The organism is Pseudarthrobacter sp. IC2-21, from assembly GCF_034048115.1.
Classification (GTDB): Bacteria; Actinomycetota; Actinomycetes; order Actinomycetales; family Micrococcaceae; genus Arthrobacter; species Arthrobacter naphthalenicus.
This window is the reverse complement of record NZ_CP139145.1, coordinates 2,271,200-2,292,824: the sequence shown is the minus strand read 5'-3', so window position 1 is coordinate 2,292,824 and position 21,625 is coordinate 2,271,200. Positions and strand designations below refer to the sequence as shown.

General features: G+C 66.8%; 20 protein-coding genes. 4 read left to right on the top strand and 16 right to left on the bottom strand.

Features of this window, described 5'->3' with window-relative positions:
• Nucleotides 1–24 precede the first annotated feature (24 nt).
• A complete protein-coding gene (locus SBP01_RS10560) occupies nt 25–447 on the bottom strand; it encodes an Hsp20/alpha crystallin family protein (protein WP_275214157.1) in 423 nt (140 codons plus the stop codon).
• A 231-nt stretch (nt 448–678) separates the two neighbouring features.
• Between SBP01_RS10560 and SBP01_RS10555 the strand changes: the two genes are divergently transcribed.
• Entirely contained in the window at nt 679–1,143 is a 465-nt protein-coding gene (locus SBP01_RS10555; RefSeq protein ID WP_320535748.1) for a pyridoxamine 5'-phosphate oxidase family protein, read from the top strand.
• Between the two features lie 36 nt (nt 1,144–1,179).
• Here SBP01_RS10555 and SBP01_RS10550 read toward each other — a convergent pair whose 3' ends face one another.
• From SBP01_RS10550 to SBP01_RS10520, 7 genes are all read right to left on the bottom strand, one after another.
• A complete protein-coding gene (locus SBP01_RS10550; protein ID WP_320535747.1) occupies nt 1,180–3,639 on the bottom strand; it encodes an HAD-IC family P-type ATPase in 2,460 nt (819 codons plus the stop codon).
• 82 nt (nt 3,640–3,721) lie between these two features.
• Complete coding sequence (locus SBP01_RS10545) at nt 3,722–4,777, bottom strand: zinc-dependent alcohol dehydrogenase family protein (RefSeq protein ID WP_275214160.1); 1,056 nt, start codon at nt 4,775–4,777, stop codon at nt 3,722–3,724.
• Between the two features lie 160 nt (nt 4,778–4,937).
• The gene (locus SBP01_RS10540) at nt 4,938–5,777 is read right to left on the bottom strand and encodes a universal stress protein (RefSeq protein ID WP_275214161.1); all 840 of its coding nucleotides are present in this window, start codon (nt 5,775–5,777) and stop codon (nt 4,938–4,940) included.
• Nucleotides 5,764–6,279: a universal stress protein gene (locus SBP01_RS10535; protein ID WP_320535746.1), complete on the bottom strand. Its 516-nt coding sequence runs from the start codon at nt 6,277–6,279 to the stop codon at nt 5,764–5,766. The genes SBP01_RS10540 and SBP01_RS10535 overlap by 14 nt, the downstream gene beginning before the upstream one ends.
• Nucleotides 6,263–6,733 carry a universal stress protein gene (locus SBP01_RS10530; RefSeq protein WP_275214163.1) on the bottom strand — a complete coding sequence of 157 codons (471 nt, stop codon included), beginning with the start codon at nt 6,731–6,733 and terminating at the stop codon, nt 6,263–6,265. Before SBP01_RS10530 ends, SBP01_RS10535 begins: the two co-directional genes overlap by 17 nt.
• A gap of 77 nt (nt 6,734–6,810) precedes the next feature.
• A complete protein-coding gene (locus tag SBP01_RS10525) occupies nt 6,811–7,815 on the bottom strand; it encodes a zinc-dependent alcohol dehydrogenase family protein (RefSeq protein ID WP_320535745.1) in 1,005 nt (334 codons plus the stop codon).
• Between the two features lie 7 nt (nt 7,816–7,822).
• Nucleotides 7,823–8,290 carry a pyridoxamine 5'-phosphate oxidase family protein gene (locus SBP01_RS10520; protein WP_320535744.1) on the bottom strand — a complete coding sequence of 156 codons (468 nt, stop codon included), beginning with the start codon at nt 8,288–8,290 and terminating at the stop codon, nt 7,823–7,825.
• A 178-nt stretch (nt 8,291–8,468) separates the two neighbouring features.
• Between SBP01_RS10520 and SBP01_RS10515 the strand changes: the two genes are divergently transcribed.
• Nucleotides 8,469–10,184, top strand: a complete 1,716-nt coding sequence (locus tag SBP01_RS10515; protein ID WP_320535743.1) for a GAF domain-containing sensor histidine kinase — start codon at nt 8,469–8,471, stop codon at nt 10,182–10,184.
• A 51-nt stretch (nt 10,185–10,235) separates the two neighbouring features.
• Here SBP01_RS10515 and SBP01_RS10510 read toward each other — a convergent pair whose 3' ends face one another.
• Nucleotides 10,236–10,913, bottom strand: a complete 678-nt coding sequence (locus tag SBP01_RS10510; RefSeq protein WP_320535742.1) for a response regulator transcription factor — start codon at nt 10,911–10,913, stop codon at nt 10,236–10,238.
• Between the two features lie 252 nt (nt 10,914–11,165).
• On the opposite strand from SBP01_RS10510, the gene SBP01_RS10505 reads away from it, so the two are divergent.
• Nucleotides 11,166–12,719, top strand: a complete 1,554-nt coding sequence (locus SBP01_RS10505; protein ID WP_320535741.1) for a DUF4389 domain-containing protein — start codon at nt 11,166–11,168, stop codon at nt 12,717–12,719.
• Here the strand turns inward: SBP01_RS10505 and SBP01_RS10500 are convergent.
• The 7 genes from SBP01_RS10500 to SBP01_RS10470 all read right to left on the bottom strand — a co-directional run bounded on the left by SBP01_RS10500 (nt 12,716) and on the right by SBP01_RS10470 (nt 19,074).
• Nucleotides 12,716–13,174 carry a pyridoxamine 5'-phosphate oxidase family protein gene (locus SBP01_RS10500; protein WP_275214168.1) on the bottom strand — a complete coding sequence of 153 codons (459 nt, stop codon included), beginning with the start codon at nt 13,172–13,174 and terminating at the stop codon, nt 12,716–12,718. The genes SBP01_RS10505 and SBP01_RS10500 overlap by 4 nt on opposite strands.
• 24 nt (nt 13,175–13,198) lie before the next feature.
• Entirely contained in the window at nt 13,199–14,053 is an 855-nt protein-coding gene (locus SBP01_RS10495) for a universal stress protein (RefSeq protein WP_320535740.1), read from the bottom strand.
• The gene (locus SBP01_RS10490) at nt 14,050–14,514 is read right to left on the bottom strand and encodes a universal stress protein (protein ID WP_275214170.1); all 465 of its coding nucleotides are present in this window, start codon (nt 14,512–14,514) and stop codon (nt 14,050–14,052) included. Before SBP01_RS10490 ends, SBP01_RS10495 begins: the two co-directional genes overlap by 4 nt.
• A 78-nt stretch (nt 14,515–14,592) precedes the next feature.
• Entirely contained in the window at nt 14,593–16,038 is a 1,446-nt protein-coding gene (locus SBP01_RS10485) for a DUF5129 domain-containing protein (protein WP_320538322.1), read from the bottom strand.
• Nucleotides 16,038–16,883, bottom strand: coding sequence for a VOC family protein (locus SBP01_RS10480; RefSeq protein WP_320535739.1), 846 nt, complete (start codon nt 16,881–16,883; stop codon nt 16,038–16,040). Before SBP01_RS10480 ends, SBP01_RS10485 begins: the two co-directional genes overlap by 1 nt.
• Nucleotides 16,880–18,607: a DUF5671 domain-containing protein gene (locus SBP01_RS10475; RefSeq protein WP_320535738.1), complete on the bottom strand. Its 1,728-nt coding sequence runs from the start codon at nt 18,605–18,607 to the stop codon at nt 16,880–16,882. The genes SBP01_RS10480 and SBP01_RS10475 overlap by 4 nt, the downstream gene beginning before the upstream one ends.
• Entirely contained in the window at nt 18,604–19,074 is a 471-nt protein-coding gene (locus SBP01_RS10470; RefSeq protein ID WP_275214172.1) for a hypothetical protein, read from the bottom strand. Before SBP01_RS10470 ends, SBP01_RS10475 begins: the two co-directional genes overlap by 4 nt.
• A gap of 195 nt (nt 19,075–19,269) precedes the next feature.
• On the opposite strand from SBP01_RS10470, the gene SBP01_RS10465 reads away from it, so the two are divergent.
• Nucleotides 19,270–21,618, top strand: a complete 2,349-nt coding sequence (locus tag SBP01_RS10465; RefSeq protein ID WP_320535737.1) for a heavy metal translocating P-type ATPase — start codon at nt 19,270–19,272, stop codon at nt 21,616–21,618.
• Nucleotides 21,619–21,625 lie beyond the last annotated feature (7 nt).

The following is a 21,625-nucleotide window of genomic DNA, read 5'->3' as shown; positions in this document are numbered from 1 at the left end:
GTCCTGGTTTAGCGGGCGCGGTGGTCAGCCGCGGGTGATCTCGATCTTCCGTGCGGGGGCTTCCTGCGACTTGGCCGGTACGGGGGTGCGGACCTCAAGCACGCCGTCCTTGTAGGAGGCGGTGATGTCGTCCGGCTTGACACCGTCAGGCAATGCCACCCTCCGGACGAACGAACCGTACCGGAACTCGGACCGGTAACTGTCCTTTCCCTTTTGCTCGGATTGTTCCCTGCGCTCGGCCTTGATTTCCAGGGCCCCGTCCACGATGGAAACGTTGACGTCCTTCTCCGGATCGATGCCCGGCAGTTCAGCGCGGACAACCAGCGTGTTCCCTTCAACAGCTTCTTCGACCCGGATGCCCGATGCCGCAGTATCTCCTTCAAAAAGCCTCTCGATCATTTCGACGGGGGACCGCCGGGTGTCGAACCACTTCATCAAATCAGCCATTTTCTGCCTCCTTGCAATGATGGCCGGTGGGGATAAAGATTGGTGCTCCTTAAGACTCCTGCCGTGCACCGGACGGTCCCAGAGGCTTTGGTCCCGGCAGGTAGTGAGCAACGGTGAAAGGCACACGGCAACGGTGAAGCGCGCGTCACCTCGCAGGCCGCACACACCGGGCGGGGGATGCAGGGGGTGGGGATACAGCAGGCCGGGGATGCAGGGGGCTAGGATCAGTGCATGAGCACCTCCCCGCCAGAGTCTCACATCGAAAACCTCGCCCCGGACGAGTGCTGGAAATACCTGCGGTCCTCGTACATCGGGAGACTGGCTGTGATCAACGGCGCGGCTCCTGAGATTTTCCCGGTGAATTTCATGGTGGTCGAGGAAACCGTGGTCTTCCGTACGGCGCCCGGGACGAAACTGCGGGCCCTCCTGAAGGGCACCGCCGCGGCCTTCGAGGTGGACGGCCTGAACCCCTATGGAACCGAGGTCTGGAGCGTTGTGCTGAAGGGCGAGCCTGGGACTTTCGACGGCGATCCGGCGGCCCTGCAGGAAGCCGGTCCTGACCGGGACCCCTGGCAGCCGGGCCTCAAGGAACATTTGGTGCAAATCCGTCCGGCCGAAATTTCCGGCCGACGCTTCCCCGTGACGCCGCGCACGCGCTGGTGGCCGCCGCAGGACTTTTCGGCCGACTGGCTCTAACGGCAGGCTCGGACAGCAGGCTCTAAACAGCAGTCACTACGCGAAGCGCCGCTCGTGGAGCCGGCCCAGCACCAGCACGGCCAGGACGGCGGCGGCCGCGGCGGTGAGGGAGGCGGCCAGCAGCGGGGATGGCGGCCATTCCAGCATAAAGAACTCCGTCAGGAGGGGCACCGTCATCAGCAGGACAAGCCCGGCACCCATGGCACCTACCACTGCAAGGCGGAGCCCTGTGACCGGGCGGCTGACGGTCAGCAGGACGGCGAGCGCCGCCAGGGACAGCGTCAGCACCGATGCCGTCCGGGTCGAGGCGGCGCTGAAGCCTCCCACGCTCATGGAGTAGGCCTGCACGGCCAGGACCGCCGCCGTCACCACAATGCCCGCCGGAACGGCAAGGGACAGCGAGCGCCGCAGAAAGCCCGGCCGATAGCGCCGGGTGTTGGCCATCAGCGCCAGGAAGAAGGCAGGGATGCCGATGGTGAGCCCGTCGGTTGCGGAGAGCTGCCGGGGCAGGAACGGGTAGCTCCACAGCAGGGCTCCAAAGGTCAGCGACAGGCCGACGGCGTAGGTTGTTTTGCTGAGGAACAGCACCGAGACCCGCTCAATGTTGGCGATGACCTGACGGCCTTCAGCGAGCACGGCGGGAAGCCGGTCGAACCGACCGTCCAGGAGGATCAACCGGGCCACCGCTTTTGTGGCCGGCGCCGCGGTGTCCATGGCAATGCCGATGTCCGCCTCCTTCAATGCCAGGGCGTCGTTGACGCCGTCGCCGGTCATGGCGACGGTGCGCCCCGCGCCCTGCAATGCCAGGACCATGTCCCTCTTTTGCGCGGGCGTGACGCGGCCGAACACCGAGAAGGTGCCCAGGGTTTCGGCCAGGAGCCGCGGGTCCGTTGGCAGGTGCCGGGCATCGTAGCCGGCGTCGACGTCGAGCCCCACCTCCCGGGCCACGGCCGTCACCGTCCTGTGGTCATCGCCCGAGAGGATTTTGACCTCGACGCCCTGGTCCCGAAAGTAGGCGAGGGTCTTCGCTGCGTCCGGACGCACTTTCTCGCGGAATGTCAGGAGGGTGGCAGCCGCGAGGCCGCCGGGCAGCTCCACGTCCTCTGACGCCCCGTCAGCGAGCAGCCCGTCAGCGGGCACCGCGGGCGTGTATGCGAGTACGAGGGTGCGCAGCCCCCGGGATGCCAGGCGGCGGGAACGGAGCAGAAGCTCATCCGCGGACGCGTCCGCTGGGCCGGTTCCCGGAAACACCATCTCGGGGGCACCCAGCACCCAGGTCCCCGCGGCAGGGTGCGGGGATCTGAAACTGGCGGCGCTCCACTTCCGGGCGGAGGAGAAGGGGACGACGGCGGCCGGGCGGGCGCCGTCGTCGAACGCGAAAGCGGGTGCCAGGCACCGGGCGGTGGCATTGGCGTGGGGATCGGCACCAAACCATCCCAGCGCCTGCCGCCATCCCGCGGGAAGCTCCTGGCCGGTGCCGCGAAGGCCGGTGTCGTGCACGTCGTCGAAGACCACCCGGCCCTCCGTGAGGGTGCCGGTCTTATCGATGCAGAGCACATCCACGCGCGCCAGTCCCTCCACGGCGGCGAGCTCCTGGACCAGCACATTGAGGCGGGCAAGCCGTGCGCCGCCCACGGCGAACGCCACGCTGGTCATGAGGACCAGGCCCAGCGGGATCATGGCGATTGCCGCGCCCACCGCACCAACCACGGCTTCCTCCCAGGCGCCGCTCCGGAAGGCCCGGTCCCAGCCGCCCCTGGCCTGCATCTGGCCGTTGGTGACGATGGCGACCACAGGCAGGAGCGCCCAGGTGATCCAGCGCAGGACGCGGTGGATCGAATTGCGGATCTCCGAGTTGACCAACGAGAAACGCTTGGCTTCCGCGGTGAGCCGGCTGGCGTATGAGCCGGCGCCCACGGCCACCACCCGGGCCCGCCCCTGGCCTGCCGTGACGGTGGAGCCGGACAGGACCGGGGAGCCCTGGTCCTTGCCCACAGGTTCGGATTCTCCCGTGAGGACGGACTCGTCCAGCTCCAGGCCGTCGTCGTCGATGATGACGGCGTCAGCTACAACCTGGTCGCCGGCCTGCAGCACGCAGACGTCGTCCATGACCACGTCGGCCACGGCGACGTCCTGGACCCGTCCGTCACGCAGGACGCGTGCCCGGGGAGCGTCCAGGACGGCCAGCCTGTCCAGCAGCCTCTTGGCCCGGTACTCCTGGACAACGCCGATGGCGGCGTTGCTCAGCGCGGCAAAGCCGAACAGGGCGTCCCTCCACTCGCCCAGCAGCAGCAACAGCAGGAAGCAGCCGCCAACGATGCCGTTGAACAACGTCAACACGTTCGCCCGAAGGATCAGCCACAGGCTGCGGCTCGTTTCCTCCGGTGCGCCGTTCGCCAGGCCTGCCAGGGTCCGCTCCCTGACCTCCCCGGTGGACAGGCCGGACCCGGCGGGGGCATCAGAGCCGGACGGGCGGGGAACCGCTGCTGTGCCCACCCGACCCCTCAAGGCGCCTGCGGGAGGGCTTTGTCCGGCGTCTTTGCCCGGGCGGCTGCTTTGTCCGCGGCACCGGGGCCTTTCATGCCGAGATGACCACCTTCAAGGCGCTGGTTTCGGCGGCGCGGGCGAAGGTGTCGTAGGCCTCGAGGAACTGGTCGAAACTGAAGCGGTGCGTCGCGAATTTTTCCGCAGGCAGCTTCTGCTGGGCCACGAGCTTCAGCAGCATGGGCGTGGTGTTGGCGTTCACCAGTCCCATGCTGATGTTGATGTTCTGAATCCAGAGGTTCTCCACATGGAGTTCAACGGACTTGCCATGGACCCCGACGTTGGCGATGTTGCCGCCCGGCCGGACAATGTCCGTGCACATGCTGAAGGTGGTGGGAATTCCCACTGCTTCGATGGCTACGTCCACGCCCTGGCCGTCTGTCAGGGCCAACACCTGTTCCTTCCAGTCGGCGTCGCCGGACCGGACCACATGCGTGGCACCGAACTCGCGGGACTTCTCCAGGCGGTTCCCGTCCAGGTCCACGGCGATGATGGTGGCTGCACCGTAGAGCCCGGCGGTGGCGATCGCCGCGAGGCCCACCGGGCCGGCACCAATAACGGCCACCGTGTCGCCGGGCTTCACCCGGCCGTACTGCACCCCGATTTCGAAGCCCGTGGGGAGGATGTCCGAGAGCATCACGGCCTGTTCGTCGCTGACCCCGGGCGGCAGCAGGTGCAGGGAGTTCTCGGCGTAGGGGACGCGCACGTATTCGGCCTGGGTACCGTCGATCAGGTGGCCGAACACCCAGCCGATGCCCGGGGCTCCCTCCTCGCCCATGCAGTGCGAATAAAGGCCCACTTTGCAGTTGGCGCAGTGGCCGCAGGACTTGATGCACGAGATGATGACGCGGTCGCCGGGTTTGAGGCTGGTCACTGACGAGCCGACCTCCGTGATGGTGCCCACGCCTTCGTGGCCCAGGATCCGTCCTTCCGTCACGGCCGGTACGTCGCCCTTGAGGATGTGCAGGTCAGTGCCGCAGATGGTGGTGGTGTCCACCTTGACGATGGCATCGGCCGGATTCTTAATCGCCGGATCGGGCACATCGGTCCAGGATTTCTTCCCGGGGCCGCCGTAAACGATAGCTTTCATGTCCGTTCCTCGCTGTTGTTGTTCAATGGGGTCCACCCTGCGGGCGGAACACTGCTCCATCTCAACGATGGAGCGCGGGCGCCGCCGCGGTAAGGGACAAAGGTCCCGGAAAGCACGACGGCGGTAGGTCGCCCCTGCGCAGCCGCCCCGCCGGAACGGTTCAGTTGCGGGAGATCAGCACCGGGCCGGTCGCATGGTGGAGGACGGCATGGGCATTGGAGCCGATGGTTCCTTTCAGGAGGCCGTGGCCTTTGCTTCCGACCACGATGAGGGCCGCGCCGCGGGAGGCATTGAGGAGTGCCCGGGGCACGGAGGCGTCCCGGACAAGGTCCTGGCTGATCGTCACCCTTGGAGCAAGGGCCTTGGCATCCTCAGCCACCCCCAGCAGGAGACGGCGTGCCGCTTCTCTTCCGGTTCCGGTTGCGTGGGCCATGCCATCGTGGGGCCGGATGACGTGGATGATCATCAGTTCGCTTCCGGTGGCACTGGCGAGGTCGCAGGCAAGCCGAAGTGCGCCGGCGGACCCGGACGGGTCGATTCCCACTACGATGCGTCCCTCCGGGTGGTTATCGAACCGGATCACCGCAACAGGGCAGGAGGCCGTTGCGGCGAGTTCCAGGCTGACGGATCCCACGAGGAGACCCAGGAACCCTCCTATCCCGCGGCTGCCAAGCACCAGCATGCGGGCATCGCCGGCTATCCGCCGGAGGTGGCCGGCCGGCAGGCCGTACAGGAGCCGGCCGTGGACCGGGACCCGGGGCGCTACCGACACTGCCTCGGCTTTTCCCTGCTCAAGGATGGTCTGGGCCTGATGTTGCAGGCCGCTGCCCTCGATTCCCCTGACCGGGCCAAGGTCGCTGGTCAGCAGGGGCCACAGCGAGCAATGGATCACGTGCAGTTCACAATCCAGGTAGGTGGCATGCCGGGCGGCCCAGCGCACCGCCGCGCCCGCCTCTGCCGAACCGTCGTAGCCAACAACAATGCGGTCAGGCGCGGGCATGGCTGGACCCGGTCTGGCCACCCCCTTCTGCGGAGAGCTGCCCGGGAGCAACGGAGAACGCGGACGGCAGGTCGGTGCCATGCACCACCAGGACGGGGCATTTTGCGTGCTCCGCCACGGCGGCGCTCACCGCACCGAGCAACAGGCCCTCAAATCCGCCCCGGCCGCGGCTGCCCACCACGACCATCCGCGCAGTCCTGCTTTCTTCCACCAGGACTTTCGCCGGCGGCCCCTGGGAGGCGACCATTTCGAGCCCGACCGGAGTGGCGCCGTCGAACGCCTCCGACACAGCGGCCGCACAGACGCTCCGGGCCTCCTCTTCGGGGTCCCAGAGGAGGGGTGTAAACGTGCCCAGGGCAATCTGGAATTGCCAGCACGTGACCGCCCGCAGACGGGCATTGAGCAACGGGGCCAGCGCCTGGGCCCAACGGAGTGCGGTGATGGACGGCACGCTCCCGTCCACTCCCACAACAATGACGTCGGGGTCAGGGGTTTGTTCCATGGTCTTCCCCGGCTTCCTGGCTGACCACCACGACAGGACAATGCGCGTGGGCCGTGCACGCGGCACTGACCGAACCCATGAGCTGCCCCAGCAAGCCTCCGCGGCCCCGACGGCCCACCACGAGCAGCTGGGCGTCCCGGCTTTCCTCCACCAGGACCTTGGCAGGGGAACCCACTTTGACCACTGCGACGAGGTGCTCGGGACGCTCCTGGCCAAAGGCCCTCTCGATGGCCTGCTCCATCAGGCGGCGGGCTATGGCTTCAAGTTCCGCGGGGGTGTCGAGGTCACCGCCGGGGGGCATGCGTTCCGGGAGATAGAAATCGGAGTAACCCAGGCATGTGAGAACCTTCAGCGGAGCGTCCAACGCCGTGGCCAGCCGGCCGGCGAGGCGCAGCGCCGCGGGGGAGAATTCGGAACCGTCAATTCCAACCAGGATGTTTTTGCTTTCACTCATGGCACCACCTTTGCCCAAAATCCGGCCCCGCAGCTAGGGCCGAAGGGCACCAAGGTGGCCGCGGTGGCGGCCGCATGTCAGGCCGTGCGGAGGAGCACGGCGGCCCCCGTGAACCGGTCCAGGGACAGGTCAAGCAGTGCTTGGTCTGCTTTTGTCCAGGGATAGGCCACCGTGGTGGGGTTCAGGGGGATTCTCCCGGCGAGCGCCAGGAATTCCGTCCCGTCGGTTCTGGTGTTGGCGGTCACGCTGCGAAGGCGGCGTTCCTGGAACAGGTCCTTTTGATAATCAAGGGCCGGGATGTCGCTCAAATGGATTCCTGCCACCGCAAGGGTCCCGCCGCGGTCCAGGGCCCGGAGCGCGACCGGCACGAGTTCGCCGACGGGAGCGAAGAGGATGGCCGCGTCCAGCGGTTCCGGCGGCGTGGCATCGGCGGGGCCGGCAAACCTGGCCCCCAGCTCCAGGGCAAGTTTCTGCGCCGCCGGCGACCGTGTCATGACGTAGACGCTGGCGCCTTCGTAAATGGCCATCTGGGCTGTGAGGTGGGCTGAACCGCCGAAGCCGTAGATCCCAAGGCTGCCGCCCGGCGGGAGCCCGGAGCTGCGAAGCGCCCGGTAACCGATGATTCCTGCGCAGAGCAGGGGCGCGGCTTTCTCGTCCGAAAACACGTCGGGCAGAGGGTACACATAGTCCTGGTGGGCCACCATCAGCTCCGCATAGCCGCCGTCGGTGTCCCAGCCGGTGAAAGTGGGACTGAGGCAAAGGTTCTCCGCCCCGCGCCGGCAGAATCTGCAGGATCCGCACGTCCGGGCCAGCCAGGCCGCCCCCACGCGGTCGCCCAAGCGGAACCGGTTGCTTCCCGCTCCCAGCCCCACCACCTCGGCCACCACCTCATGACCGGGAATCCTGCGGGCGCCGCGGGGACGCAGGTCTCCTTCGGCAAGGTGAAGATCTGTCCGGCAGACCCCGCATGCGCGCACGGACAACAGGACCTCATCCTGCCCGGGCAGCGGGTCCGGCCGTTCGCCCAGCCGCATCGGGCCGGACGCCATGGGGCCGGGTTCTTCCACCCACCAGGCCCTCATGGAAAGGTCACTCCAAACCGGCGCGGGTGGCCTCGTCCAGCGAACCGCCCCAGGTGAGCGGCGCGGAAATCCGGAAGCGCCGTCCGCTTACTTCTTCCGGCACAATGCGCAGGAAGTGGTCCTTCCGGCCGGTCTCCCAGGGAAAGAGCAGGTGCCCAAGGGAGGCCACCACCTCGGGCGTGTTGGGCAGCGCCGTGGCTGACCCTTTCACCACCACACTCCACGCGACGCCCGAATCCGTGTCAGCACCATCTGCCTCAAGCGCCACCATCTTGCCCAGCGCCGATGCCAGCTTGGTGCCGGCACCGGTCCGGAAGACCAGCGATTCCTGGTGGACTTTGTAGTTGATGGGAAAGATCTCGGGATGGTCCTGCACCCAAACAGCCAGGCGCCCCACGGAAGTGCCGCGCAGCAGCCGCCAGCACTCCTCAGTGGGCAGTTGGGCGGTTTCGGGAATCGATGCATCTGTGGTCATGCCCAAGAGCATAGGGTCGGTATGGTGGGGGACCTAGGGCACAAAGACCCCTAAGACGGCCCGCGGGCATGGAGGAAATACTCAGGGAGGCGTATTCTGTGTTCGACTGCTGCAGCCGGTCCACTTGCGTGAGCGTGACGAATTGTGTGTGCGTCAAACACCGCGGAAGGCGGTTTCGGTGAGTGAATCCGTCCGGCAGTCCACCAGTGTTCCGGAACCAGTTGCTACCTCCCGCATGGACGAACTTCTCAACGACTTTGTAGATCGTGCCGGGGAGCTGGCGAGCGCCCAGCAGCGGATGCGCGGGCTGCTGAACGCTGTGGTGGCACTCGCCGAGGACCTAAGCCTGGAGGCCGTACTGCTCCGGGTGGTCAGCTCAGCGTGCCACCTGCTGGAAGCCGATTACGGAGCACTGGGCGTCATTGGCAGCGACCAGGGCCTGAGCCACTTCATCACCGTGGGCATCGACGACGACCTCGCCCGCAGGATCGGCCCCCTCCCCACCGGCCATGGTGTTCTTGGCTTACTGATCCGGGACCCCAAACCGCTGCGGCTGCATGATCTCAGCCAGCATCCGGATGCCTACGGGTTCCCCCGGCATCACCCGCAGATGAAGTCGTTCCTCGGGGTACCCATCCGGGTGCGGGATTCAGTGTTCGGCAATCTCTACCTCACCCAGAAGAAGGGCGGAGGCGACTTCACGGACGAGGATGAAGGCCTCGCGGAGGCGTTCGCCGCCGCGGCCGGCGTCGCCATCGAAAATGCCAGGCTTTACGATGACGCCCGGCGCAGAACGGCCTGGCTTCAGGCATGCATGGACGTGACCGGCAAGGTGATGGACGACGAAGCTGCCCCCGTCAGCCAGGACGACGGGCTGGACATGATCGCCGCACGGGCACTTCAGGAGTCCAGTGCCGCCCTCGCCCTGATCCTCGTCCCGGAAGAGGATTCCAAACTGTTCCGCGTGGCCGGAGCTGCCGGAAGTACCGCCCTGGAGTGGACCGGCCGGCTGTCGCTGTTTGATCCCGGGGAGGTGAAAGCGGTCCTGGCCGCAGGCCAGGCGGCCGTGATTGAAGACGCCTCGGCGGCCCTCAGCGGGGGGCCAGTGCCGGCTGATGGCCGGCTCTTGGTGGTGGACCTCCGGGCCCGGGGCACCCATCACGGACTGCTCGTCCTGGCACGTGAAGGTTCGGCGGGAATGTTCAGTAAGACCGACGTTGAAATGGGCGCCGTGTTCGGTTCACATGTGGCCCTGGCCCTCGAATTGGCCCGGGCCCACCGGATGCGTGAGCAGCTGGCGGTATTCACTGACCGCGACAGGATCGCCCGCGATCTCCATGACCTGGTTATCCAACGGCTCTTTGCCGCCGGCCTCAGCATCCAGAGCCTGCGGCGCCTGATAACGGGCGAGCAGGCCGCGCGGACCCTTCAGACGGTGACCGCCGAACTGGATGAGGTGATCAGGGAGCTGCGCAACACCATCTACTCCCTGAACGGCGCCACCACGGAGAAGGAACTTCTCAGCAGCCGTGTGCTGCAGGCGGTCCGCAGCGCTGCAAGGTCGCTTCGGTTTGTGCCCCGGCTGACGCTCACCGGACCTATCGACGCGATCAGGGACGAGGAAACGGCGGCAAACATCCTGGCCGTCGTCACGGAAGGGCTCAGCAACGCCGTCCGGCATTCGGGAGCCGATTCCATTCGCGTCTCCGTCTCGGTCGACGACGGATTTGTGTACGTCCGGGTCCAGGACAACGGCGCCGGCTTCAGCGTCCGCACGCCCGGCAACGGAATGACCAACATGCAGCACCGGGCCAACAAGCTCGGCGGCACCTTCGAGGTCACCAGTTCCCCCGAGACCGGCACGGCGCTGACCTGGAAGGCCCCTGTCTTTTAGGCCCGCGCGGTGTTGCACGGCCAACCGGCTGCGGTCTCCCGCTGCAGGATGCTACTGGTCGCGATGCTGCGCCACATGGACGGCTGCCTGGGTGCGCCGTTCAAACCCCAATTTCGCAAGCAGGGATGAGACGTAGTTTTTGACGGTCTTCTCGGCAAGCATCATGCGCTCGCCGATCTGGCGGTTGGTGAGGCCCTCACCGATGAACTCCAGCACCCGGCGTTCCTGGTTGGTCAGCCCCGCGATCCTGGGATCCACCCGCTCCGGCTCGGCAAGGCCCTGAACGATCCTGGCCTTCAGGTCGGCATCGAACAGGGATTCTCCCCTGGCGGCCCGGCGGAGTGCTCCGATCAGGTCTGAACCCGCGATCTCCTTCAGCACGTACCCTGCGGCTCCGGCGAGCACGGCGCCGCGAAGTGCCTGCTCGTCGTCGTAGCTGGTGAGGATCAGGCAGTTGATGGTCTCATCAACGGAATGCACATCGCGGCAGACCTCGATCCCGGTGCCGTCCGGCAGGCGCGCGTCAAGGATCGCCACATCAGGACGCAGCGCAGGAATCCTGCGGGCCGCTTCGGCGGCGGAACCGGACATGCCCACCACCACGAAACCTTCGCTTTCCAGAAGGTCCTCCAGGCCGCGGCGCACCAGTTCGTGGTCGTCCAGGATGAACACCCGGATCCCGTCGTCCGGCAATCCAACGCCGTGATCGGATGCTGCTGAGGCGTTCATAGTGTGATCCCTTCTGCGCCCCCCGCGCCAACCCGGACGGGAGTGCTGTGCTTGCGCCTGAATCATTCTTTAGGACGGGCGGTGCCGCCACAAGGGTCCAACGGCCCCAAGGCAGGCCATCGGGGAGTGGGGGGAGCTTCCAGTTATGACCTTTGGCCCTACCGGTGCGGACGTCCCGGCACAACGCTGGTAGGGACTCAGCGCACGGCAGGGGGTGCGGAGCCACGTTGTTGCTGCGACGGAAGGACTCCCATGAAAGCCCGTTCAATCACCATGCTCATCGTGGGGATCCTGTTTTCGATGCTGGGTGCGGGACTTCTGTTCGGCGGCATAGCAACGTCCTGGGTCAATTCCCTCCAGAACGACGGCGGCTACCTCACCTCTCCGCGGGAACGCTTCGCCGTGGACTCATCGGCCATAGTCTCCGCGCGGGCCGACAGTATCCGCGGCGACACGTACCCGGAACCGCTGCCGTTCGACGTGGGCAGCATCCGGATCACGGCGTCGTCCGGCAGCCCCGGAAAAGACGTCTTTGTCGGCATTGCGGCCAGAAGCGATGTTGAACGCTATCTTTCCGGCGCCAACTACTCCGAACTGCGGGAGGTGAGGTTCCGGCCGTTCCGAACCGAGTACCGCGAGGTGCAGGGGACAAAGCCGCTGGCAGCTCCGGCAGAACAGACGTTCTGGGTAGCCTCGGCTTCCGGCAGCGGCGAACGGAACCTGGATTGGAAGATAGCTGCCGGAGACTGGTCCGTGGTGGTGATGAATGCCGATGCCAGCCCTGGCGTCTCAACGGATCTGCAGGCCGGGTTCCGGTCCGAACTGTTCGGTCCCATCGCTGCGGGACTGCTTGCAGCAGGCGCCATCCTGCTTGTCCTCGGTGTGCCGCTCCTGATCTTCGGCGCCCGGGGGCTGGGGCGCCATGCTGCCGGGCCGTCGGCTCCGGTGCCCGGGGCGTATTCCGGTCCTGTAGCCTCCGGACCCCCTCAGGAACGGCCAGATCAGTCCGTGAGCGCGCAGCCCGGGGGTAATCAGGCCGCCCAGGTCCAGGCCGGCGCCGAGCTTCGGCCCTATCCTTCGCGGCTTCGGGGCGAACTTGACCCTGTGCTATCCAGGGGTCTGTGGCTGGTGAAGTGGTTCCTGGCCATCCCGCACTTTGTCCTGCTGTTTTTTCTGTGGTTCGCGTTTGTTGTGGTGACAATCATTGCCTGGTTCGCCATCCTGTTTACGGGACGCTTTCCCGGTGCCCTGTTCGACTTCAACGTGGGGGTCCTGCGGTGGAGCTGGCGGGTGTCCTTCTATGCCTATTCGGCGCTGGGGACGGACAAATACCCGCCGTTCACGCTGGCCAGGACGGACTATCCGGCTGACTTTGACGTCGAATATCCGGAGCGTCTATCCCGCGGTCTCGTGCTGGTTAAGAGCTGGCTTCTTGCCCTCCCGCACCTGATCATTATCGGAGCGCTGACCGGCGCGAGCACGGTCCGCTGGAACGACCCCCGGAACCCCGGAATCAGGTACGAGACGGCAACCGGCATTTCCTTGTTTGGTTTCCTGGTTCTGGTTGCGGCCATCATCCTGTTGTTCACCGGCAGGTACCAGCGGCCCCTGTTCGATCTGCTCATGGGCTTCAACCGCTGGATCTACCGGGTCATCGCCTACGTGGCCCTCATGCGCGACGAATACCCGCCGTTCCGTCTCGACCAGGGTGCCCGGGATCCCGGCGAGCGCGGGTACGTTCCCTTGGAGGGCCCGGTGCCGCCGGGAAGCCTCGCGCCGCCGTCGGACCCTACAACACGCGCCTAAGGCCGTCCGGCGTCCAGCGGCGGCCACCAGCGCGCCGGGGGATTGATCACAAAACGCCGTCCGCTGACCTCTGAGGGCGTCACCCGCACCAGATGGTCCTTGATGCCGGTTTCCCAGGGTGAGAGCCCGGCGTCGGCGGCCTCCTGAAAGTCCTCCGGCGAGTCCACAACCGCCGCTGTGCCCTTCACGACGACGCTCCAGGCGATGGTGCCGTAAGTGTTCAGTCCGTCGGCTTCGAGCACGACGGAGCCGCCGCCCAGAACCGCATCCAGCTTGGTTCCCGATCCGGTGCGGAATACCACGGTGCCGTTATCGGGCACATAGTTGACGGGAAAGATTTCCGGTTCACCGTTGCGGATCAGCGCAACCCGGCAGACCGAGGCTGAGCGGAGGTACTTCCAGCAGTCATGTACGTTGAGGACTTCCGTTGCGGGTCCCGAAGTGTCGCTATGCATGCTCGCAGGCTACTACGTCCGGCGCTATTTGCGGTGAATTGGGGTGATGACCGTGGGGCACGGAATCTGCGTCAGGACCGCATGAGCCGTGGAACCGAGGAGCAGGCGTTTGAAACCACCCCGCCCCCGGCTGCCAACAACCAGCATTCGGGCGCCGTCGGCGGCTTTGATCAGCGCTTCCGCCGGTTCGCGCTTGGTGTCCAGAATCTTGTGAACCACCAGATCGGGGTAGTCCTCGCGCAGGCCGGACACAGTTTCGGCCAGCACCATCTGTTCCTCGTCCTCTATGCGCTGGGTCAGCGTCTCGGTGAGCGCTCCGCTGTCGACCCACTTGTCCGGTTCCCAGATGGCGTATACCACCGTCAGCTCCTGGCCTTCCCGGTCCGCCTCGGCGGCGGCAAAGGCCACGGCCTGGGTGGACTCTTCCGATCCGTCCACCCCCACCACCACGCCCTGTCCGCCTTCAGCCCCCGTGACGCCAACGACGGCGACCGGGCATTTCGCGGCGGCGGCGACCTGGAGCGCACGGTCCGTCAGGGAACCGCCCAAATGCGGGGAGCCTGAACCGACCACCAGCATCGAAACCTGCGTGGAGTACTTTCGCAGCGACCCGGAGACTCCGCCCTCCAGTACTTTGGTGCTGAGCTCAACCGGAAACTTGTCCCGCACCCGCCCGGCAGCGGATTCCACCAGCGATTCGCCCCGCTTCACCAGCTCCCCGGTCCACGGGACGGGTTCCGCCACCCACCGGTCATCAACTACGTACAGAATAACCAGCGGCAGGTCAGCGCCGGCGGCCCTGCGGGCAGCCCACTCCACCGCCGCCTGGCTTTGCGGCGAGTCATTGGTAGCGACGGCAATGGGTTTAGAGGATCTCACGGCTGGGTTTCCTTCGTTTTCTTGTCGGGGCTGTGCACAACCAGCACGGGGCAGTGTGCATGGGCAACACAGGCTGAGCTGACAGAGCCCAGGAGCAGGCCACCGAAGCCGCCATGGCCACGCCGGCCAACAACGATCAGGTCCGCGTGGCGGCTGGCATCGATGAGGGAGTCCCGGGGGTGGCCCCGGACGACGCGCGGGACCACGTTGGCCGGGGTGGTGTCGCCGAAGGCCTGTTGCAGGGCGTCGTTGAGGACGATCATGACGCGTTCCTCGAAGCGGTCTATTCCCATTGCCACGTATCCGGCATAAACCTGCGGATCATCCCAGTAGGCCGTGGCCAGGATCTTCGCCCCGATGGGGGCGGCAAGCCGCTGGGCCTGCCGCAGCGCCTCCACGGACGCCTCCGATCCGTCCACCCCCACCACAAAGATGGCGCCATCTGATGCCGGCTCGGTCATAACGAATTCCCTCCATTGGACTCTTGCTGCTCTTCAGCCTGCGGCTCCGGGCAACGGACGTGTAGGGCCTAAAGTCACTCAGAAACCGGAAGAACTTCCCGAGCCTGAGAAGCTTCCCCCGCTGCTCCCGTAGCCTGTGGTTCCGCCGCCGCCCCTGGCGGAGTTGACGCTGCCCACGCCGGTGTTGAGGCCGGAGTTGAAGGCCGGGACAGAGAAGAAATAGTAGGACGGGTAGACCGTGCCCAGAATGCTGGGTTCATACGTCCGGCGGTGGTGGCGGTCAGTACCTTCCTGTGCTTCTTCCATGCCCCTTCGCATGAGCGTGGCCTCCCGTTCGGTCTTTGCGTACCCGGCGATCACGGTTTCGGTGTGCTGCCTGAGCAGGTCCGACAGGCGGCTGCGGGCATCACGGAGGCGGTCCAGTGCTTCTTCGGGTGTTATGGCCCCGTCTGTGAGTTGGGCGGTCCAGCGTTCGATGTCCGCCAGGCTCTGATCGCGGAAGAGCCGCAGGGACGCGGCCGTGGCGGAATCGCCCTGACCGTGACCCTTACTCAGGAGCTGCTCGAGTCCGGCGAGGTCGCTGCGGAAGGGTGCCAGCTGGCGGTCCCAGGCCGTTGGCCAGCTGCTCAGCCGGTTCAGCAGCGCGTTGCTGTCGGCAATGACGTCATCCAGGGCATCCAACTCGGCGGCCGCGTCCGCGTACTCCCGGACCAGTTTGAGGTTTGGCCGGCGGCTCAGCGCCCCCGGTGTCAGGGCGTGCACCCGGTTCGAAAGCTCCGTGGCGGCGTTGTAGCGGTTAAGGAAGGTGCGGTGCTTCTCCAGGACACTGCTTCCGTAGGAGGAGGACTCGGGGATGGTGCTGGCATTCAATTCGGTGACGTCCAGGTCCGTGCTGACATTGGCGTAGCTTCGGTCGCCCCTTTCCAGCTCCTTGCGGCTGCCGGCCCGGGTCACGGCCCGCACGATCACCAACGCGGCAGCTCCGGCCGCCGCCAGTGCACCGGCCACCCACGCTGTGATCACGAAGGCAGCAGACTGGTACCACGGCTGGTTGATCAGTTCGGCGCCGCGCCGCACTCCGGCGATGGTGCCGTCCGTCCATTGGGCGTCGCGCAGGAGATCCTTTGCGGCGTTCTGGATGTCATCACGCTGGTCCAGGGAGACCTTACGGTCCTCGCCCATGTACGTGCCCACGTGCCGGCCCACCGGATCGAGCGCGAAGATGAAGAGACCGTCGGCCCATTTCTGTCCGTCGGGGCTGATCCAGTCCGGGTGCTCCGCGCGGGCGAACCGGAGGACCTCCTCGTTCAGGTTGTCCGCGGCGCTCCCGTTGTAGGTGTAGATGGCCACTTTGGTGGGCTCATGGAATTCGATGCCGGAGATGGCCGGGATCAGGGTGTTGCGGTCGAGCACCCCGGCCCGGTCCTCAACCACCACGCCGGTGGGCGTGACGGCCCCGGCCGGCCCGCTGCCTACCAGCAGCAGGGCAAGCACCAGCAGCACAAACCTCAGCGTCCTGGGCATCAGGTCACCGGCCACACCACCCGGGTCTGCCACTTCCGGGGGTCCGGTTCGGCGGGAGGCCCGTTCAGGTAGTACTCCCACATGGCGTCGGACGGGGTCCTGCCCGCCGCCCTGATCCCGTCCTGGATCGCCGAATACGTCTCACCCAGGGTTTCATAGGGTCCGGTGTGGATCGCCTCAAATGCATCGGCTTCAGGGAGGGTGCCGGTGAGCACTGTTTGGGTGGCGGACAGGTTACCGGTGATCGGAAAGCCCGCTTCGACGTCGACCGTTTCCGTTGGCATTCCCCGATAGAGCGCGAATGGCGGTCCGGTGAGTTGGACATTCTGCCGCTGCGCTTCGGCCATAACGGACCCGAAGGCTCGGCTGAAGAAGTCAGCAAGGGCAGTCATCGGCACGGTTTCCCGGACGACGGCGGTTGGTTGGGCGGCGCAATGGACCTGGACGGGTTGAACGCTCCGGTTAGTTGGCCGGGCGTTCTGCCAAAGCCCCACCACGTTGCCTTCCGTGTCCCGGAAATATGCGTTCCAGCCGGATCCGGGAACCTCCATCCGGCTCCGCACTGTTTCCCCGCCCAGGCGCTGGACCTGATCCAGTGCGGAATCGATGTCCTCCACGTCGATGGTGACCACCGGCGCCGGGAGCATGTCACCGCGGCGGAAGATGCCGCCATTGATGGCTCCGGGCCGGTCGGGCATTCCGCGCTGGCTGGACGGCGTGGTCATGGCCAGGCTGTACTCCATGTCCGGCAGCACCTGGAAGGACCAGCCGAACACGGATTCGTAGAATTTCCTCGCCCGGTCTTCGTCGTCCGCGGGGATTTCGAAATGTACCACTCCACTCATTTCACGAACCTTTCGGTGGCAACGGACCGCGAGGACAGCCTCGGGGCCGCCAGCGGTATGACGTCGATCCGCGATGTTTGGCCGTTGGGCGGACCAACCAACAAGAGGACGTGCGTGGCAGTGACGCCGCCGAGGGCACCGATCACCCTGTCGGTCAGCCCATCCTCCGGTGAAGGTTCCGCCGGCAGCATCCCGCCGGCGTCGGCCCTCGTCCATACGGTGACGTGAGCTCCGGTGGCGGCGGCAATGGCCTCGGACAGCTGCCCCGGGTCCGAGGCGGTCACCAGAATGACCTCGTCAATGGTGGGGGCGTTCGCCCGTGCGGCGGCGGCCAGCAGGGCGTGCTCACGGCGCCACTGGGCAAAGTGATAGGCGGCAACCAGTCCCGCCGCGACCATGAACCCCAGTGGCGAGCGGATCCGTTCCAGGAGGCTGCCTCCGGTCGCCTCGCCCAGCAGGAACACGAAGAGCCGGTATCCGATTACCAGGACGGCCACAAGGGCCACAGCGGCGCTGATGCCGAAGAACGCCACGAGGTAGACGCGCCGTCCCGGCGGGATTTCCTCCGCGGTTTGCGGTTGGTTCAGCGGCTGCCACGCCCGCCACCACACCGGTCCGCCCACCACCAGGGAACTGAGGCCGCCGAGCAGCAGGGTTCGGGTTCCGCCGCCGGCCAGGGGCGAAACGGCCATGGCAAGCGCTGCATTGATGACCACGCCCACCCCGGTTGCGGCAGCGGCCAAGGCAACGCCGGAGGTGACCAGCCTGCCCGCACGCCGGGTGCGCGCAGAGCGCTGCGCGCCACTGACGCGGTAATACCGCCAGATCAGAACGCCGATCGCGGCAGCGGCGGCTGCAGGGCCCAGGGGAGCCAGTAATTCGCTCAGCGGATCGTTCCGGTCGAAGGCGATCCTGAGGAGCACAAAGACCACGACGCCGGCGCCGCCAAGTGCCGTGATGCCTGCGGCGAAGATCCCCACCCCAATCAGTGCCACATCCACCAGGGCCGAGGCCATCTTTCGTCCGCTGCCCCTGATCCAGTGCCACCACCACACCAGAATTCCGCCAATGGTCCACACCACAGCCCGCAGGACAGGCTGCCACCAGCCCTCCACCTCCGGGGTCAGGCTCATCTGCCCGCGGATCGCCACGTCAAGCAGGCTGCCCAGGGCATTGATGGCCCCTACCCCTCCGACCAGAAGCCCGAAGACCCACCCGATGACGGCCGGGATATCGTCCAAAGCCTCCGGCCGTTTGACAGGGTGCCGCCACATCCAGCGGTGCAGGATCCAGACGGCCGCCCAGACGATCCCGTTCGACAGCGGGGAGTACCAGAGGGGTTCCCGGCTGCCGATCAAGGAGCTGGCAGCCGCGAGGAGCCCGGTCACCGCCGCGATCAGGGAGACCAGGTAGACGGCAGACAGGTAGACGCCCCATCCCGCGGAGCCGCGTTCCGCCGCGTCGTCAAGCCTCCGCCACACCAGCCACCAGAGCAGGGCGGCGAGCGGCCCGCCGATCAGGGTGAAGGCCAGGGAACGGGCCACTGTCTCCACATCAGCGGCTGCCACCAGCGCTCCAGTGCTGAACAGGCGTTCCAGCAGCCCGCTGAGCCCCACGGCCGTAATCACCACCAAGGCGAACAACAGAACGTAGAGGATCAGGCGGCGGAGTGTGGCCTGCGCTGACCCCGCCGGTGAATGAGGCGTTGGGGCTGCGGCGTTCATGGTTTGGACAGTCCGGTGCAGGACACGAGCGGGTACGGCGCCTGCTCGATCCGCCAGGTGCCGCCGGATTTGACCAGGGAGAAACGGTCCTCCATCTCATACTCCGCCGGCCCGAACGGGCCGCCCCCGCCTGAACTGACGAGTGAGACCCGGACCAGGGCCGAGTCGTCCCGCTCCGTGGTGGAGATCAGAACTACCCGGACGGGACGCGGGCCGCTGTCGTAGTACCCCCGGCAGACGGATTTGGCGGATTCCGTGAGGAAGGAGTTGGCTGTGGCCGTATCGCCGTTGATCACCGCAGTACTGTAACGCTGGACGACGCCCTCCGGTCTGGACTCATCCAGGGCCTCGGGGGCGCCGCGGGTGAAGACGACGGCCAAAGCCACCACGACAAGCAGCGCAATCGCGGACAGGATGGCCACCAGGGTCCGGTCGGGCTTGCCCGCCGCAGTCTTGGACGGACTCATGCCGCGCCGGCCCGGCCATGGCCAGCAGGCCCCCGCGGGGCCGAAAGCGCGGACCTACCCATGGTTCCTCCTAGGCCTGATGACACCCGAACCTGCCCAGTGTCCGGCAGGGCGCACGCTGCGCGGTAGGGGCGAACGTCCCGGTGGGTCTTTGGACGCTACTTCGGCTCATGTCCCGCATGTAAGGATGGGCTCATGACGTACCTGCGTGACCGCATTGAGTTGCTGTTCTTCGTTGCCTCGATCCTTCTGCTGGCGGCCGGCGGTGCGGCCTGGCTGCTCGGCCAGGACCCGCCGGCGGAGCTGCTGTGGGCGGCTGGCACGGTTCTGGGTCTGGTGTTCGCCGTCGCCTGGGTGGCAGGTGCCCTCAGGCGCCGGGAAGCCACCGTGGATATTATCGCGGTACTGGCCCTGGCAGGTGCCCTGTGGGTGAATGAGCCCTTCGCCGGGGCAATGATCACCGTGATGCTGGCGACCGGCCGGCTTCTGGAGGCGCGGGCCGGCGCGCGGGCAAGGCGGGAGCTGAGCCTGCTCGTTGAGCGGGCGCCCCGGACCGCCCGCAGGCGGGTCCAGAGCGGTGTGGAATCGGTTCCGGTGGAGGCGCTCGCGGCCGGTGACCTCATCGTGGTTGGCACCGGGGAAGTCCTCGCCGTGGATGGCCGCCTCCTCTCGGCAGGAATCCTCGACGAGTCCGCGTTGACCGGCGAATCCTTGCCGGTGGAAAGAGTGGTCGGCGAAGACCTCCGCAGCGGCGTGGTGAACGCCGGGGCGCCCATTGACGTGATCGCAACGGCAACCGCCGCGGACTCGACCTACGCCGGCGTGGTTCGCCTGGTGGAGCAGGCCCAGGCCGCTTCAGCTCCCTTCGTGCGGACCGCGGACCGGTTCGCTGCCTTATTCGTGCCGCTGACGCTTGTATTGGCCGGTGCGGCCTGGGCCCTCAGTGCAGACCCGGTACGGGCCGTGGCGGTCCTCGTTGTCGCCACACCCTGCCCGCTTCTCCTGGCAGCCCCGATCGCCATCATGTCCGGACTGTCGCGCGCCGCGAGCATCGGTGTGGTGATCAAAGGCGGCGGCGCCCTCGAACGCCTGGCAGCGGGCAGGGCTGCCCTCTTCGATAAGACAGGCACCCTCACGCGGGGGCAGCCCACCGTCGCCGACACGGTCACGGCCGCCGACACTGTTGACGCCGATGAGATCCTCCGCCTGGCAGCTTCCCTCGACCAGGTCTCACCGCATGTCCTGGCCAGTGCGATCGTGACCGCAGCCACCCGCAGGGACCTGAAGCTTGAAATGCCCGAAGACGTGCACGAGGAACACGGCTACGGGCTCAGGGGAATGGTCGGCGTCCACGAAGTCAGACTCGGGAAGGCAGCCTGGATCGCGCCGGGCGTTGAACCGGGCTGGGTGCGCCAGGTGCGCCGGCGCGCCGACCTGGACGGATCGCTGACCGTCTTCATCGCGGTCGATGGCGAACCCTGCGGAGCGTTCCTGCTGGAGGACCCGGTCAGGCCGGACGCCCCGCGAATGATCCGGGCCCTGCGCGCCGCGGGCATCGGCAGGATCGTTCTGGTGACAGGTGACCGCGAGGACATCGCGCATACAGTGGGCCGGGTGGTTGGAGTTGATTCCGTCCGGGCCGACTGTGACCCGGGGGAGAAGCTCCAAGTGATTACGGCTGAATCCGCCAATGCCTCCACCATCATGGTGGGGGATGGTGTGAACGACGCTCCGGCGCTCGCCGCCGCCGGAGTCGGGGTGGCCTTGGCGGCACGGGGTGCCACCGCGTCCTCGGAAGCTGCGGACGTTGTGCTGACCGTGGACCGGATCGACGCCCTTGCCGACGCCATCCTCATCGCGCGCCGTTCGATGAGGATCGGCATGCAGGCCGTCGTGGTGGGCATGGGCCTGTCCCTGGCCGCCATGGTCGCTGCAGCAGCCGGCTTCCTCGCCCCGGCAGCCGGAGCCGTGCTGCAGGAGGTCATCGATGTCCTGGCGATAGGCATTGCCCTGCGTGCAGTGATCCCCGGAATATCCCACACCATTAACATGGCGCCGGCGGATATTGCCACCGCACGCCGGCTGAAAACCCAGCACGACGCCGTAAGTGCCGTGGTTGAGCAGATACGCGCCGTGGCTGACACCCTCACCACCCGCGACCCGGACCTGGCCCCGGCCCGGGTCCTGCTCGGCCGCCTCGAAACCGAACTGCTCCCGCACGAGCGGGCCGACGAGGAACTCCTGGTGCCGCTGGTGGCCCGCGCCCTTGGCGGGTCGAACGCGACAGCCGACATGAGCCGCACCCACGCCGAAATCGAGCACCTCATCAGCCGGCTCCACCGCTTGCTGAACGGTCTCGAAAGAGACGCGCGCGCCGAAGACATCATCGAGCTCCGCCGGCTGCTCTACGGCCTCTACGCCATTCTCCGGCTGCACAACGCCCTCGAGGAGGAGGGCGCCTTCAGTCTCGTGCCCGATGCCAGGGCGGAACCGGAGAACCTGACTTCCCCGGCGCAGAACACCCAACGGAAAGCTGACCGCTAGCTGCCTT